The following is a 14,650-nucleotide window of genomic DNA, read 5'->3' on the forward strand; positions in this document are numbered from 1 at the left end:
AACGTTCATACCATAAATAAAAATTGAATAGTATTAGGAGGAACAGTAATGGATCTATTAACAAAAACTAGAAAAATTAATGCGATGCTACAAAAAGCTGCAGGAAAACCTGTGAATTTTAAAGAAATGGCGATCACGATGGCCAAAGTGATTGGAGCCAACGTGTTTGTGGTAAGCCGTCGAGGAAAATTGCTCGGATTTGCCGTTCATCAGCAAATTGAAAATGAGCGTATGAAAAAAATGCTGGAAGAACGCCGTTTTCCGGAAGAATATACGAATAATTTGTTCAACATTAAAGAAACTTCTCCAAACTTGGATATCGACAGTGAATATACTGCTTTTCCGGTTGAGAACAAAGACTTGTTCAGAAATGGCTTAACAACAATCGTGCCAATCGTGGGCGGAGGAGAGCGTCTTGGAACTCTCATACTTGCCCGCTTGAATGAACAATTTTCAGACGATGACTTGATCTTGGCGGAATATGGAGCTACTGTAGTCGGAATGGAAATTTTACGTGAAAAAACGGAAGAAATTGAAGAAGAAGCCCGTAGCAAAGCGGTTGTTCAAATGGCTATCAGTTCGCTCTCTTACAGTGAATTGGAAGCGATCGAACATATATTTGAGGAACTGGACGGCAAAGAAGGGCTGTTAGTGGCTTCGAAAATCGCTGACCGTGTCGGCATTACCCGTTCTGTTATTGTCAACGCCCTTCGCAAACTGGAAAGTGCCGGAGTGATCGAATCACGCTCTCTTGGAATGAAAGGTACTTATATTAAAGTATTAAACGATAAATTTTTAGTGGAACTTGAAAAATTAAAATCTCATTAATCATGTTCAACCGCCGATTTTTCGGCGGTTTTTTTATGAGTATAAATACAAAAGACGAATGTGAATTTTTTCAATTGAATGAACAAAGGGATCTTAATCATATGGGAAAGTACGGGAAAATACAGCACCCCTTTCATATGATAACGGGCATGTGATAAAGGAACCAGCTATATTCGTATAATTGACAAAAAATGACAAGAAACAACCATTTCGTATAAAGTGGTATAAACAAATCCATGATAGAAAAAGACAAGAGAATAGCATTTTTTTGAAAGCAAAAGAACGTTATACTAATAATAACAATTATCCTTCTATTCAGAATTATTACAAGTGTATTAAGAGCAAAAAGTCCCAGTGTTTCGACAAGGAAAAATATGATATATTTTACATTGTAGGATTTTTTAGTTAATAGGTCATGGTGCAAATATGTCCCATAGGTTATTATTGGTAAAGGGATGTTGAGATTTTTGTCTTGTCCATCATGATTGGAATTGGCCGCGACACCATCATTCTAAAAAAACATGATCAATTATCGAAAAAGAAAGATTTTGACGGTTTTTAAGACAAAGAATTCAAGGGATGGGGGGTGAAAAAATGGATTTCTTTTCAAATTCAATCACAACGCTAGAACAGGCGCTAAACTATTCGGCATTAAAACAAAAGGTCATAGCCAATAATATCGCCAATGTTGACACGCCCAACTACAAAGCCCAGGATGTCAGTTTTCAAAAACTGCTGGAATCGTCCAAGTCCAACCAATTAACCGCCTATCGAACGGATCGGAGACATTTCCCGTTTCCAAACGAAGATACATTGTCTAGTGCCATTTTCAGCCGTCCATCATCCTATAACGAGAATGGAAATAGTGTCGATATGGATAAAGAAATGTCGGATCTTGCAAGTAATCAAATTTATTATAATGCGATGGCCGAGTTGATTAGTGGAAAATTTTCTTCCTTAAATACGGTTATTAAAGGTGGGAAATAGTCATGTCGATTTTTCAAAGCTTGAATATAAGCTCTTCCGCGTTAACTGCTGACAGAGTAAGAATGGACGTCATATCGTCTAATATGGCGAATATGGATACGACAAGGGCGAAAATGGTCAACGGACATTGGGAGCCTTATCGGAGAAAAACGGTTGTTTTGGAGCCGCAACAGACCAATTTTTCATCCTACATGCAGGCAGCGATAAATGGCGGCAATGCCCCCACTGCCGGCGGCGGCGTAAAAGTGACGAAAATTGTAGAAGACCAGACGACACCTTTTCAACTTGTTTATGATCCGGAAAATCCAGATGCCAATGCGGCCGGATACGTACAAATGCCCAATGTCGATCCTTTAAGAGAAATGGTGGATTTAATGTCATCAACCCGTTCGTATGAAGCAAATGTCACCGTACTGAATGCCACAAAGGGGATGTTAATGAAAGCTTTGGAAATCGGAAAATAAGCTCATAAACTTATAATCACACTGAAAGGAGTTATGCAAATATGGCGATTCAATCAATAGGTGCGGTTGAGTCCGTTTTTAAGCCGTCCGCTCCTACACTCACAAAAGCTGCTGATACAAACCAGCAAAAAGACTCCAGTTTTCGTGATATATTAAAAAATTCCATAAACAGCTTGAATGACAGCCAATTGCAGGCCGACCAACTTAGCCAAAAACTGGCTCTCGGTGATGATGTAGATCTTCATGAAGTCATGATTGCTTCCCAAAAAGCACAAGTAGCGCTGAATTTAGCGGTAGAAGTTAGAAATAAAGCGGTCGAAGCTTACCAGGAAATCATGAGAATGCAAGTCTAATAAAACGGTTATGTTGAGAGATTAAGAGAAATAACCGGGGGATCATAATGAACGAAAAATTAAAACAGTATTTTGCCAATGCATCTAATTTCTGGAAAAGTCGTTCAAAGAAACAAAAAACGATTTTTCTAAGCAGCTTAGCGTTAATTGTGCTACTGGCGAGTGTTATCACCTTTTTTGCAACGCGAACGAAAATGGAGCCTTTGTACAGCAATTTATCGCCGGAAGAAGTCGGTTCAATCAAGCAAGATTTGGATTCCCGCGGCGTCAAGTATGAAATTACCGACGGGGGAACCACCATCATGGTGCCTTCAGATTCGGTGGATTCGCTGAAAGTGGACCTGGCGGCTGAAGGATTGCCTAAAACGGGGCAGATTGACTACAGCTTTTTTAGCCAAAATGCAAAATTCGGAATGACAGACAACGAATTCAACGTGTTGAAGTTGGATGCCATGCAAACCGAACTTGCGAACTTAATTAAAAGCATTGATGGTGTCAAAGATGCAAAAGTCATGATCAATCTTCCAGAAAAAAGTGTGTTTGTCAGTGATAAAAACGAAGAAGCATCAGCGTCTGTCGTTTTGCAAACCGAGCCGGGATATCAATTTGATAACAAGCAAATCAAAGCCCTTTATCATTTGGTTTCCAAAAGCGTTCCGAATTTGCCGGAAGATAATATTGTCATTATGAACCAAAATTTTGAGTACTATGATTTGCAAAATAATGACGATACAACCGGCGATGAGTTCGCACAGCAATTGAATGTGAGAAAGCAAGTGGAACGGGACATCCAACAGCAAGTCCAAACCATGCTCGGTACTTTGATGGGACAAGACAAAGTAGTCGTATCTGTTACGGCCGATATCGACTTTACAAAAGAAAAACGGGATGAAAAATTAGTAGAACCTGTTGATAAAGAAAATATGAAGGGAATTGAGATCAGCGCCCAACGAATATCCGATACATATACTGGGACAAACGCAGCTCAAGGAGGAACCCCTCAATCCCAAAACCAAGCGGATACAGTAGGATCCACTTATGTTCAAGGTCAAACCGGCAGCGGAAATTCCGAACATAAAGAAGAAACGATTAACTATGAGATCAACCGCATTCATAGACAAATTGTAGAAAGCCCTTATAAAATTCGCGATTTAGGTATTCAAGTGTTAGTTGAGCCGCCAAAAGCGAATGATCCGGCGTCTCTTCCGCAAAGCCGGGTGGACGACATAAAAAAAATATTGTCAACTGTTGTTAGCACGTCCATTGACAAGAGTACAGGAACACAGTTGACGGATAATGACATTCAAAACAAAATTGCCGTTTCTGTTCAACCGTTTAACGGCAAAATCAAGTTTCAGGATCAAAAGCAGCCGCTCCTTCCGTGGTGGGCTTATTTGATCGGAGCGATCTTATTATTAATCATTGGCTTGCTTGTTTTCTTCTTAATCCGTTCGCGGATGGCAAGAGAGGACGAATTAGAGGAAGAACTGTTGGAGTCTGAACTTGCAGCTGAAAAAATTCAACAAGAAGAAGAAAAAAATAATGAGCAATTGGAGCGCAGGAAGCAGATAGAAAAAATGGCGAAAGAAAAGCCAGAAGAGTTTGCAAAACTAATCAGAACTTGGTTGTCTGAGGAATAGGAGGGTGAAGGTTGGCCGGAACGAAAAACAAGTTAACAGGCAAACAAAAAGCAGCCATTCTCCTTATTTCGATGGGGCCGGATGTTTCGGCGTCCGTCTACAAACATTTGACCGAAGAAGAGATTGAGCGGTTAACATTGGAGATTTCCAATGTGAAAAAAGTAGATTCAAAGGCAAAAGATGAAGTGATGGAAGAATTTCAGCAACTTGCCATGGCCCAAGACTATATTTCTCAAGGAGGGATCGGTTATGCGAAAACGATCCTTGAAAAAGCGCTTGGCAAAGAACAAGCTCAGGACATCATCAATCGGCTTACTTCTTCCTTGCAAGTCCGTCCGTTCGATTTCGCACGGCGAGCGGACCCGAGTCAAATTTTAAATTTTATCCAAAATGAGCATCCGCAAACGATTGCGTTAATACTTTCTTATTTGGATCCGCAGCAAGCAGGGCAAATTCTGTCAGAATTGCCTCAAGATGTTCAAGCGGATGTGGCGCGTAGAATAGCGATTATGGACCGGACTTCGCCGGAAATCATCAGTGAAGTTGAGGCGATTTTAGAAAGAAAATTAAGTGCCACCGTTACACAAGACTACACGCAAACTGGAGGAATTGAAGCAGTTGTTGAAGTGTTAAACGGTGTGGATCGTTCGACGGAAAAAACGATTTTAGATACTTTAGAAGTTCAAGATCCGGAACTGGCAGAAGAAATTAAAAAGCGGATGTTTGTATTTGAAGATATCGTGACATTAGATAACCGTTCGATCCAGCGTGTTATCCGCGATTGCGAAAATGAAGATTTGCTGCTTGCGTTAAAAGTCGCGAGCGAGGAAGTGAAAGAAGTAGTCTTTCGAAATATGTCGTCCAGAATGGCAGAAACGTTTAAAGAAGAAATGCAATACATGGGCCCTGTCCGTCTTCGTGATGTCGAAGAGGCTCAGTCGCGAATTGTCGGCGTCATTCGGAGATTGGAAGATGCTGGAGAAATTATTATTGCCCGGGGCGGAGGAGATGATATTATTGTCTAAAATATTGAAATCTTCGTGGGGCTACCAGCAAAAACGATCCGCGAGAGTGATCACCATTAGAGAAGTCTCCACCACCGAATTAAATGAAGAGTCTGCTGCCGGCACAGACTTAGACAAGGGGCAACTACTTGTAAAGGCAAGGCAAGAAGCAGATGAAATCATGGAGAAAGCGGAATACGAAGCAAAAAAGCTAAAGGAACAACTAGAACAAGAAAAATTGTCGTGGAAACAAGAAAAGGAATCTTTAATGGAGCAAGCTTATCAGGAAGGATATGAACGAGGGATAGAACAAGGACGGCAGGATGGCTACAAGGAATATAAAACTTTGCTTCAATCCGCGAAAAATGTTGTCGAACAATCAAAAATGGAAGCTCAAAAGAATATTATTCAGTCGGAAAAAGTCATTTTAGAGCTAGCGATGAAAACCGCGGAAAAGATTTTAGGGACGGTTTTAGAAAAAGATGAGGAACTGTTCTCGTCTCTTGTTAAAAGGAGTTTTAAGGAAATTAAGGATTCACGGGAAGTTGAAGTCCACGTTCATCCGTCTCGTTATGAGTTTTTGCTTTCGCAAAAGGAAGAATTGGAGGCCATTTTTCCGGCTGTCGTTGAACTTTATCTGTATCCGGATGAAGACTTAGACATAAATGATTGCATTATCGAAACTATACATGGAAGGTTGGACGCCAGCGTTGACAGTCAATTGTTCAAAATCAGGCAGACGCTCATGGAAATGTTTGAAGGTGATCTTGCTTGAAAGCGGCTGATCTTATTCATAAAATCGCCAATATAGCGTCCTATCAGCAATATGGACGAGTCAAGCGGGTCGTCGGACTTATGATCGAATCTCAAGGCCCCGATTGTTCGGTAGGCGATATATGCTATATTTACCCTTCGCAAAAACAATCAGATAAGAAGATTCTGGCGGAAGTTGTCGGTTTTCGTGATGAAATGGTCATTTTAATGCCATATACTCATTTGAGTGAAATTGCGCCGGGAAGTTTAGTAGAATCTGAGGGAAAACCGTTGGAAATTAAAGTGGGTTCCGCTTTGATCGGTAAAATTGTCGATCCACTCGGTATGCCGATGGACGGTTCGGTTTTGCCTAGAGGTCTCTCGTCTATCGCAACCGATCAGGAACCGCCCAATCCTTTAAAGCGCCCTCCTATATCGGAGCGTTTGGAAGTAGGGGTTCGTGCAATTGACAGCCTGCTTACTGTAGGAAAAGGTCAGCGTGTCGGCATTTTTGCAGGCAGCGGCGTCGGTAAAAGCACATTGCTTGGCATGATTGCCCGCAATACGAAAGCGGATCTCAACGTGATCGGTCTCATCGGAGAAAGAGGAAGAGAAGTGCGGGAATTTGTTGAGCGAGATTTGGGGCCTGAAGGTTTATCTCGTTCCATTGTAGTGGCCGCCACTTCCGATCAGCCTGCCCTCATGAGGATCAAGGGGGCCTATACGGCGACAAGCATTGCAGAATATTTTCGTGATAAAGGATTCAATGTCATGTTGCTGATGGATTCTGTCACCCGCGTAGCGATGGCTCAGCGGGAAATCGGGCTTGCTACCGGAGAGCCGCCGGCGACAAAGGGTTATACGCCTAGCGTCTTTGCCATTTTGCCTAAATTGCTGGAGAGAACCGGTACTAGCGAAAAAGGAACCATCACCGCTTTTTACACGGTGCTGGTAGACGGTGATGACATGAACGAACCGATTGCAGACACCGTTCGCGGAATTTTAGACGGACATATTGTCCTGGACCGAAACCTTGCGAATAAAGGTCAATTCCCGGCCATTCATGTACTGAAAAGCATCAGCCGTCTGATGAACACGTTGGCGGAAGAAGACCACAAACATGCTGCTGCAAAAATAAGAGAAATGATGAGTACATATTTAAACGCCGAAGATTTAATTAATATCGGCGCCTACAAAAAAGGCTCATCCGAGGATATTGACAAAGCGATTGCTTATTATCCAAAAATTGTTTCCTTTTTGAAACAAGATGTGAATGAAAAGTCGACGATGGAAGAAAGTATCCGTTCGCTTATTCATTTAAGTGAAAAAGGAGACTGGCAGTAATGGGATACTATTTTAAGTTCGAAAAAATCCTGCAAATAAAAGAACGCGAAAAAGAAGAAATTCAATCGGGATATCACCGCGCCAAAAGGCAATTTGAACAAGTCGCCGAGAAATTATACGAGTTATTAAAGAAAAAGGAAGATTTACTGGCTTTTCAAGAGACCCAATTGGCATCCGGCTTTCCGGTGTATGAAATCCAGCATTATCAGTTGTTCATCAGTAATTTGGAAAAGATGATTGACTATCAGCAGCAACTGGTGATGAACGCACGAAATAGAATGTTCTGGTTTGAAAACAAGCTGAAAGAAAAGAACATAGAAGTGAAAAAATACGAAAAAATTAAAGAAAAAGAATGGCAGAAATATCAAAAGTTGTTAGGGCAGATGGAAAACAGAGAAATGGATGAACTTTCCGTTATTCAGTTTATGAATCGGAGAAACAGGTGAGTCAAATGGCAAAAAACAAGATATCCGGCAAACCAGATCAAGAAGAGAAAGAGTATAGCGCTTTTCAATGGATATTATTTGTTGGCATTATACCGCTTGTGTTTGCTGCTGTGATTGCTTATTTTGTTATGTCAGTGTCCGGTGTATCGGTTGCTGACGCTATCAAAAAAGCGGGTGGCAAAATTCCGTTTTTAGATCAAATGGCCGCTTCCCATGAGCAGAAGCAAAAGATGAATGAATATGTGCACAAAATTGCTTCCTTAGAAAAAGAAGTGAAAAAAAAGCAATCGAAAATTGATCAATTGCAAAACCAGCTGGATTCTGCCAATTCAAAAATGGAGGATCTGCAAGTAGAAAATGATCGACTAAATATTGAAATGGAAAATCTCTCGAAGCAAAAACAAGCAGCCAATAAAGCTCAAATGAGCAAAAACGTTGCGAAAACATACGAAACGATGTCGCCTCAAAATGTAGCGGCCATATTAATGAAAATGACGGATGAACAAGCGGTCAGCATTTTGTCACAGCTGAATACGGACCAACAAGCTCAAGTGTTGGAAAAACTCCCGCCAGATACAGCCGCCAAATACACAAGATTGTTGGCCAATCCGTAATGACATTTCTTCTGTATCGATGGGAACTGGAAAGGAGGTGAGGGTTTGAATGCAGGGATGAAACAAATGCCCTTGTTGGGGAGCATGATCCCCTTTTCGAACAAAAACGGGGTCAGTTTAAATGCAGAAATGATGAAAATGCCATTGTTGGGTGCGGTCCAATCAACGGCTGCATTAGAGTTGCCTGATTTCCAAATGGCTGAAGGCTCACCGTTTGCTGCTTTGTTCAGCCAAGTTATGGAAGAAAGCGGAAAGGGATCAAAGTCCGTTATCACACCGCAGCAAAACAATGCGTCTTCGCAAGACTGGATCGCTCGTGTTTTGCAGATTCTTGAGGGCAGTCAAGGCTCGGGTGAGGGTTTGGAAAAATCGTCCATCGAGTGGCAAGGCGAATCGTTAAAAGATCTAGTGTTGCCGTCTGAATTATTACAAAAGGCTCAAGCTGTGGTTTCAGATGCCCTCCACAAATGGCTGGGATCAGGAGCGCCTGACATCGAACAAAACGATTCAAAGATACAAAAGGATTCTGTTGAACAATTGATCGCAGTGTTAGAAGGGCTAGTCGCTTTACCCATCGATCAGTGGAAAAAACTAGATCCAAATGTAATGGTGCCACTGTTCGCAGCGGCAAAACAGCTAACGAACCTCGACAGTAAAGCACAGTTATCACCGAATGTATCAGAGTCTGTGCACTGGATTCAAAAGCTTTTAAGTGAAATCAGCCAAAAAGCGGAGACGGAAACGGTTGAAGCCGATAACCAGCAGCTGGCCATTTTGAAAAAGGCTTATTCCCATTATGTTCAACCGCAAACGCAAACGACAGATGGAGAAAAGGAACTGTCAGGACTTGAATCGGTCGCTAAATGGGGAGAGAGTGCAAAGGAAATTCAGCCGTTGAATGAACATGAAGCGTCTTTTAATTCTTCATTGCAGTCCAATACGGCTAAGGCCGGGGAAACGATTTCAGTTCCGTTGCAATCAAATCCGAAACTGATGAACTTGCAGCAGTTTATTGATAAATTTAGACAGATCTTAGAAAAGTCGCAATTTGCTAAACAACCGAATGCGAATACTTTAATGATTAAATTGTATCCAGAGAATTTGGGGACGCTGCGGATTGAGCTGCAGCAAAAAGATGGCGTTGTAACAGCGCGAATTTTGGCTTCCGCTCAAACCGTTAAAGAATTGATTGATTCTAATATAGCTTCTTTAAAACAGGCATTCACTCAACAAAATATTTCCGTAGATAAAGTGGAGATCGTGTTTCATCCGCCTGAATTAGACACATATCATCGCGATTCATCTGAAGGCGGGCGCCAAGAACAGCGGCAGCAGCCGCAAAAACAAAAGGACGATGAAAAAGAATCCGACCGTTCCTTTGAAGAACTACTCATTAATATGGAAGTTTAGGTGAGAATATGGGAAATACCATTGATCCAAGCCTTTATTTACCGACGACTAATAATCAATCCAATACGAATGGAAAAGACAATTCGATTTTAGGAAAAGATGATTTCTTAAAACTGTTAATGGCCGAGATGCAAAATCAAGATCCTTTGAGTCCGATGGACAATAATGAGATGATCGGCCAAATGGCGCAATTTTCGACGTTGGAACAAATCACGAATTTGGCTGCTTCTTTTGAGAAACTTTTGAACATGGAGCAGCAAAATCAATATATTGCTTACAGTTCTTTTGTCGGGAAAAACGTCACTTATCACAAACTGGAAGACAGCGATGATCCAAATGGAGACCCGGTGGTAAAAGAAGGACATGGAGTGGTATCATCCGTACGATTTACAGGAGATAGCGTTGAGTTTGTGTTAACGGATGGCACAGTATTGGAGCCTGCCAATATTTCAGAAATTCAAGCATCGTCTGAAACTCCTAGTACGGATGAAACCTGAAAAAGTCTGTGCATGGCTCAATAATATGGAAACTATCATCATTTGAAGCTAGAAACTAAATGAATGATGATAGAACGACCTCTTGTTATGGAATGCTTGAGACAAGCGATGAACTGTCGCAGAAAATCGGAAAGGGGAAATGTGATATGCTTCGATCCATGTACTCGGGAATCGGCGGAATGAAAAATTTCCAAACGAAACTCGATGTCATCGGGAACAATATTGCCAACGTCAACACTTATGGCTTTAAAAAAGGACGTACGATTTTTAAAGACCTCGTCAGCCAGGAAATTTCCGGGGCAAGTGCTCCAGTGGCTGGGGCAGTAGGAGGAACAAATCCGAAACAAGTCGGTTTGGGCTCTACACTTGGTGCTATCGATACAGTGCAAACGCAAGGAAGCTTGCAGACTACCGGCAGGACGCTTGATTTGGCCATTTCCGGTGATGGATTTTTTATTGTACGTGATGGAACGAATGATTACTTAACTAGAGCCGGAAACTTTTATCTCGATAAAAATGGAGATCTTGTGAATGAAGATGGGCTATATGTAATGGGTATGGGTGACAAAAAAATTAATATTCCCACTTCAGCTAAATCGATTAGTATAGGTGCTGATGGAACAGTTACTTATGTAGATGATTCGGACACTCTAAAAACGGCAGGGCAAATCGCATTGGCTAAGTTGCCCAACCCCGAAGGTTTAGAAAAGGTTGGAAATAACCTTTATCAGGTCACAACGAATTCAGGCAATATGAATAGTAATGCACCAGGAACAAAGGGAGCAGGAAAAATTGTTCCCGGTGCTTTGGAAATGTCCAATGTCGATTTATCTGAGGAATTCACGGAAATGATTGTGGCCCAACGCGGCTTTCAAGCCAATTCAAGAATTATTACGACTTCGGACCAAATTTTGGAAGAGTTGGTCAATCTAAAACGATAGAATACGAGTTTTTTAGCAAGGGAGGGAGGGGCCGCAGGCTCTTAGCGGCCCTCTGACAGTATGATTACATTAACGCGCTTAAATGGAAGGCCCTTTCAGTTAAACGCACTTTACATAGAAACGATCGAAGCTTTTCCGGATACGACGATTACGTTAACGAATGGGCGCAAATATGTAGTGAAAGAATCCAAAGATCAGGTGCAAAAGCTGGTGCTGGATTTTTATCGGAGCATTCAGCTGTTCGGAAAATTGGATAAGGAGGTGTCTGGCGATGGGGAATGAAGCGGTTAGCCAAGGTCGAAATAAAATGCTGACCATTATGCTCATTATTTTAACCGTCATCACATTGGCCGGGGCTGTTGCGCTGGTGATCATGTTAAAGTCGAACAGCGGGCATCAAGGAAAAGAACCGGATATTGATCAAGTTCTGGAATGTTCCGTCGATGTACCGGAAATTACAACCAATTTGGCTTCGAACGACTTCATCCGCATTTCCTTTAAAATTCAAACCGACAGCAAAAAAGCAAAAGAAGAACTCGAAAAACGTGATTTTCAAACAAAGGACATCATTATAGAATTATTATCCGGGATGAGAGCGGAAGATTTGAAAGGAGCAGCCGGAAAAGAAAAGCTGGCGGAAATGTTGAAATCAAGATTAAACGAGGTGATGCAGGAAGGAAAAATCGTCAAAGTGTACATTACCTCCTATATCATCCAACAATCTTGATGGAACCGTAAGGAGGTGAAGCTCTTTGTCGGAGGAAGTATTATCCCAAAGTGAAATTGATGCTCTTTTGTCGGCTCTATCTGCCGGGGAAATGAATGCGGATGAATTAAAAAAAGAAGAAGAAGAAAAAAAGGTTAAAGTATACGACTTTAAACGAGCGCTGCGGTTTTCAAAAGATCAAATCCGCAGTTTAACTCGGGTTCATGAAAACTTTTCACGGTTATTGACGACGTTTTTTTCTGCTCAGCTGCGAACTTATGTACAAATATCTGTTGCTTCAGCGGACCAAATTCCTTATGAAGAATTTATACGATCAATCCCTAATTTGACGATCTTAAACGTATTTGAGGTTCCGCCGTTAGATGGAAGGATTATTATGGAAATTAATCCGAATATCGCCTATGCGCTGGTTGATCGTTTGCTGGGAGGAAGAGGATCAGGAGAAAGTAAAATTGAAAAATTGACGGAAATCGAAACAAATATTATGTCAAACATGTTTGAACGAGCTTTTTATCATTATCGGGAAGCATGGGAAAACATTGTTGAAATCAATCCGTCCTTGACTGAATTTGAAGTAAATCCACAGTTTTTACAAATGATTTCGCCCAATGAAACCGTCGTGGTCATTTCTTTGAACACGGTCATTGGCGAAGTGATGGGCATGATCAATATTTGTATCCCTCATGTAGTGTTGGAACCTATTCTTCCGAAATTATCCGTACACTATTGGATGCAAACATCTGAAAAAAAAGAGCGCAAGCCCGGGGAATTGGAGATTTTAGAAAAGAATCTACGAAATGCGCAAATTCCGGTGACGGCAGAACTGGGAACTTCTGAGATTACGATTGAGGAATTTTTAACGTTGGATGTGGGAGATGTCATCAGACTGGATAGAAAAATCGATGAGCCATTGATAATCAAAACAGGGGATGTTCCTAAATTTATCGGCCAACCGGGAAGAGTCAACAAACAACTGGCTGTGCAAATTATAGATTCCATTGAGGGGGGAGAAAACGATGAAAAATGATGACATGCTCTCGCAGGATGAGATTGACGCTTTGCTGAAAGGAACTGTGAATGACGCAGAAGCTCCGAATCAAGAGATAGACGATGTGGAAACGCAACAAGAAAAACAAGAACAACAGGAAATGATACATACGGAAGATTATTTAACGCCGGTTGAAGAAGATGCCTTGGGTGAAATCGGCAATATCTCGTTCGGTAGCTCGGCAACAGCCTTGTCCAGTCTATTAAACCAAAAAGTAGATATTACCACACCTTCTGTTTCGATTATCCCTCGGAGCAAAATTCAGGATGAATTTCCTCATCCGTATGTTGCGATATTGGTAGAATATCGCGATGGGTTTGCCGGAGTGAATCTTTTAGTGATAAAACAGCAAGACGCCGCGATCATTGCGGATCTCATGCTAGGGGGAACTGGTGAGAATCCAAGCGAAACTTTGGATGACATCAAACTAAGCGCCGTCCAGGAAGCAATGAACCAAATGATGGGTTCGGCGGCCACGTCCATGTCGACCATCTTCCAAAAGCGTGTAGATATTTCCCCGCCTTCGCTCGTCTTAATGGACTTAAAAAACGGAGAAGGATCTGACGCTATACCTGATCACGAACTGTTCGTCAAAGTCTCCTTCCGTTTAACGATTGGAAACTTAATTGATTCCAATATCATGCAATTATTGCCGATTTCATTTGCCAAAAGTCTTGTAGAAGAATTGGTGAACCCTTCAACCGATGGGGAAGAGCCGCAAATGGCAAATGAAGAAAACGCATCAGATAAAAATTCTGTTCAAAAAGGAACAATCGCTGAGGGAAGGAAAGAGACTGCGTCGAAAACCGACCGACCACAACCCGATGTTCAGAAAGAAGAGAATGTAGGAAAAAGCAGGAAAACGGAACCGATGGTTCATGTGGAGCCTGCCGCTTTTGCGGAATTTCAGCCGACAACCGCACCTTCTGTTGAAACAAGAAATTTAGATTTATTGCTTGATATTCCTTTAAATGTGACTGTCGAGCTTGGAAGAACCGTGCGCACGGTAAAGGATATTCTGGAACTTTCCTCCGGCTCTATCATTGAGCTCGATAAACTGGCAGGGGAACCGGTGGATATATTGGTCAATAATAGGTTGATAGCAAAGGGCGAAGTTGTGGTTATAGATGAAAATTTCGGTGTTCGTATAACGGAAATACAAAGCCAAAGTGAACGCATTCATCAATTAAAATAATCATTTGAGGAGGAATGAAAATGGGAAATCGTATTTTAGTTGTAGATGATGCAGCTTTTATGAGAATGATGATCAAAGATATTTTAACGAAAAACGGTTATGAAGTGGTTGGAGAAGCGGCCGATGGAAATCAAGCCGTGGAAAAATATAAAGAGTTGCAGCCGGATCTTGTAACGATGGATATTACGATGCCTGACATGGATGGAATTGAAGCGTTAAAAGCGATAAAAGCGATTGATGCCAATGCGAAAGTCATTATGTGTTCGGCCATGGGACAGCAGGCTATGGTCATTGATGCGATTCAAGCCGGAGCAAAAGACTTTATCGTCAAGCCTTTCCAAGCGGATCGGGTGATAGAAGCAATTAAAAAGACGCTTGGTTAATGTTAAGAAGGTGCTT

Annotated in this window: 18 protein-coding genes; all 18 read left to right on the plus strand. The window is 41.6% G+C overall.

What is annotated here, in order from left to right; all coding sequences use genetic code 11:
• The first annotated feature begins 48 nt into the window (after positions 1-48).
• Positions 49-828, plus strand: coding sequence for a GTP-sensing pleiotropic transcriptional regulator CodY (gene codY / locus BSM4216_RS06495; protein ID WP_048623155.1), 780 nt, complete (start codon positions 49-51; stop codon positions 826-828).
• 594 nt (positions 829-1,422) lie between these two features.
• The gene (gene flgB, locus BSM4216_RS06500; protein ID WP_048623156.1) at positions 1,423-1,815 is read left to right on the plus strand and encodes a flagellar basal body rod protein FlgB; all 393 of its coding nucleotides are present in this window, start codon (positions 1,423-1,425) and stop codon (positions 1,813-1,815) included.
• Between the two features lie 2 nt (positions 1,816-1,817).
• Positions 1,818-2,279, plus strand: a complete 462-nt coding sequence (gene flgC / locus BSM4216_RS06505; RefSeq protein ID WP_048623157.1) for a flagellar basal body rod protein FlgC — start codon at positions 1,818-1,820, stop codon at positions 2,277-2,279.
• 41 nt (positions 2,280-2,320) lie between these two features.
• Positions 2,321-2,632 (plus strand): flagellar hook-basal body complex protein FliE, encoded by a 312-nt coding sequence (gene fliE / locus BSM4216_RS06510; RefSeq protein WP_048623158.1) that lies wholly within the window; start codon positions 2,321-2,323, stop codon positions 2,630-2,632.
• A gap of 47 nt (positions 2,633-2,679) precedes the next feature.
• Entirely contained in the window at positions 2,680-4,272 is a 1,593-nt protein-coding gene (gene fliF, locus BSM4216_RS06515; RefSeq protein WP_048623159.1) for a flagellar basal-body MS-ring/collar protein FliF, read from the plus strand.
• Positions 4,273-4,283: 11 nt separating this feature from the next.
• Entirely contained in the window at positions 4,284-5,297 is a 1,014-nt protein-coding gene (gene fliG / locus BSM4216_RS06520) for a flagellar motor switch protein FliG (protein WP_048623160.1), read from the plus strand.
• Positions 5,290-6,051 (plus strand): flagellar assembly protein FliH, encoded by a 762-nt coding sequence (gene fliH, locus BSM4216_RS06525; protein ID WP_048623161.1) that lies wholly within the window; start codon positions 5,290-5,292, stop codon positions 6,049-6,051. Before fliG ends, fliH begins: the two co-directional genes overlap by 8 nt.
• A complete protein-coding gene (gene fliI, locus BSM4216_RS06530; RefSeq protein ID WP_048623162.1) occupies positions 6,048-7,373 on the plus strand; it encodes a flagellar protein export ATPase FliI in 1,326 nt (441 codons plus the stop codon). The genes fliH and fliI overlap by 4 nt, the downstream gene beginning before the upstream one ends.
• Positions 7,373-7,819, plus strand: a complete 447-nt coding sequence (fliJ, locus tag BSM4216_RS06535; protein ID WP_048623163.1) for a flagellar export protein FliJ — start codon at positions 7,373-7,375, stop codon at positions 7,817-7,819. Before fliI ends, fliJ begins: the two co-directional genes overlap by 1 nt.
• 5 nt (positions 7,820-7,824) lie before the next feature.
• Positions 7,825-8,433, plus strand: coding sequence for a MotE family protein (locus tag BSM4216_RS06540; RefSeq protein ID WP_048623164.1), 609 nt, complete (start codon positions 7,825-7,827; stop codon positions 8,431-8,433).
• Between the two features lie 45 nt (positions 8,434-8,478).
• Positions 8,479-9,843, plus strand: coding sequence for a flagellar hook-length control protein FliK (locus BSM4216_RS06545; protein WP_048623165.1), 1,365 nt, complete (start codon positions 8,479-8,481; stop codon positions 9,841-9,843).
• A gap of 8 nt (positions 9,844-9,851) precedes the next feature.
• Positions 9,852-10,340: a flagellar hook capping FlgD N-terminal domain-containing protein gene (locus BSM4216_RS06550; protein ID WP_048623166.1), complete on the plus strand. Its 489-nt coding sequence runs from the start codon at positions 9,852-9,854 to the stop codon at positions 10,338-10,340.
• A gap of 146 nt (positions 10,341-10,486) precedes the next feature.
• Positions 10,487-11,281 (plus strand): flagellar basal body rod protein FlgG, encoded by a 795-nt coding sequence (flgG, locus tag BSM4216_RS06555; protein WP_048623167.1) that lies wholly within the window; start codon positions 10,487-10,489, stop codon positions 11,279-11,281.
• 60 nt (positions 11,282-11,341) lie between these two features.
• Positions 11,342-11,563: a flagellar FlbD family protein gene (locus BSM4216_RS06560; RefSeq protein ID WP_040341507.1), complete on the plus strand. Its 222-nt coding sequence runs from the start codon at positions 11,342-11,344 to the stop codon at positions 11,561-11,563.
• A complete protein-coding gene (gene fliL / locus BSM4216_RS06565) occupies positions 11,553-12,008 on the plus strand; it encodes a flagellar basal body-associated protein FliL (protein WP_048623168.1) in 456 nt (151 codons plus the stop codon). Before BSM4216_RS06560 ends, fliL begins: the two co-directional genes overlap by 11 nt.
• Positions 12,009-12,033: 25 nt before the next feature.
• Positions 12,034-13,035, plus strand: coding sequence for a flagellar motor switch protein FliM (fliM, locus tag BSM4216_RS06570; protein WP_003354587.1), 1,002 nt, complete (start codon positions 12,034-12,036; stop codon positions 13,033-13,035).
• Positions 13,025-14,251, plus strand: a complete 1,227-nt coding sequence (gene fliY / locus BSM4216_RS06575; RefSeq protein ID WP_048623169.1) for a flagellar motor switch phosphatase FliY — start codon at positions 13,025-13,027, stop codon at positions 14,249-14,251. The genes fliM and fliY overlap by 11 nt, the downstream gene beginning before the upstream one ends.
• A gap of 20 nt (positions 14,252-14,271) precedes the next feature.
• The gene (locus BSM4216_RS06580; RefSeq protein WP_048623170.1) at positions 14,272-14,634 is read left to right on the plus strand and encodes a response regulator; all 363 of its coding nucleotides are present in this window, start codon (positions 14,272-14,274) and stop codon (positions 14,632-14,634) included.
• The last annotated feature ends 16 nt before the right edge of the window (positions 14,635-14,650 follow it).

Origin of the sequence: Bacillus smithii, from assembly GCF_001050115.1 — a bacterium.
Taxonomy (GTDB): Bacteria; Bacillota; Bacilli; order Bacillales; family DSM-4216; genus Bacillus_O; species Bacillus_O smithii.

Excerpts from the sequence above, each read along its gene's own strand:
- codY (WP_048623155.1), top strand. The coding sequence starts at position 49 with ATGGATCTATTAACAAAAACTAGAAAAATTAATGCGATGCTACAAAAA.
- flgB (WP_048623156.1), top strand. The coding sequence starts at position 1,423 with ATGGATTTCTTTTCAAATTCAATCACAACGCTAGAACAGGCGCTAAAC.
- flgC (WP_048623157.1), top strand. The coding sequence starts at position 1,818 with ATGTCGATTTTTCAAAGCTTGAATATAAGCTCTTCCGCGTTAACTGCT.
- fliE (WP_048623158.1), top strand. The coding sequence starts at position 2,321 with ATGGCGATTCAATCAATAGGTGCGGTTGAGTCCGTTTTTAAGCCGTCC.
- fliF (WP_048623159.1), top strand. The coding sequence starts at position 2,680 with ATGAACGAAAAATTAAAACAGTATTTTGCCAATGCATCTAATTTCTGG.
- fliJ (WP_048623163.1), top strand. The coding sequence starts at position 7,373 with ATGGGATACTATTTTAAGTTCGAAAAAATCCTGCAAATAAAAGAACGC.
- BSM4216_RS06540 (WP_048623164.1), top strand. The coding sequence starts at position 7,825 with ATGGCAAAAAACAAGATATCCGGCAAACCAGATCAAGAAGAGAAAGAG.
- BSM4216_RS06550 (WP_048623166.1), top strand. The coding sequence starts at position 9,852 with ATGGGAAATACCATTGATCCAAGCCTTTATTTACCGACGACTAATAAT.
- flgG (WP_048623167.1), top strand. The coding sequence starts at position 10,487 with ATGCTTCGATCCATGTACTCGGGAATCGGCGGAATGAAAAATTTCCAA.
- BSM4216_RS06560 (WP_040341507.1), top strand. The coding sequence starts at position 11,342 with ATGATTACATTAACGCGCTTAAATGGAAGGCCCTTTCAGTTAAACGCA.
- fliL (WP_048623168.1), top strand. The coding sequence starts at position 11,553 with ATGGGGAATGAAGCGGTTAGCCAAGGTCGAAATAAAATGCTGACCATT.
- fliY (WP_048623169.1), top strand. The coding sequence starts at position 13,025 with ATGAAAAATGATGACATGCTCTCGCAGGATGAGATTGACGCTTTGCTG.
- BSM4216_RS06580 (WP_048623170.1), top strand. The coding sequence starts at position 14,272 with ATGGGAAATCGTATTTTAGTTGTAGATGATGCAGCTTTTATGAGAATG.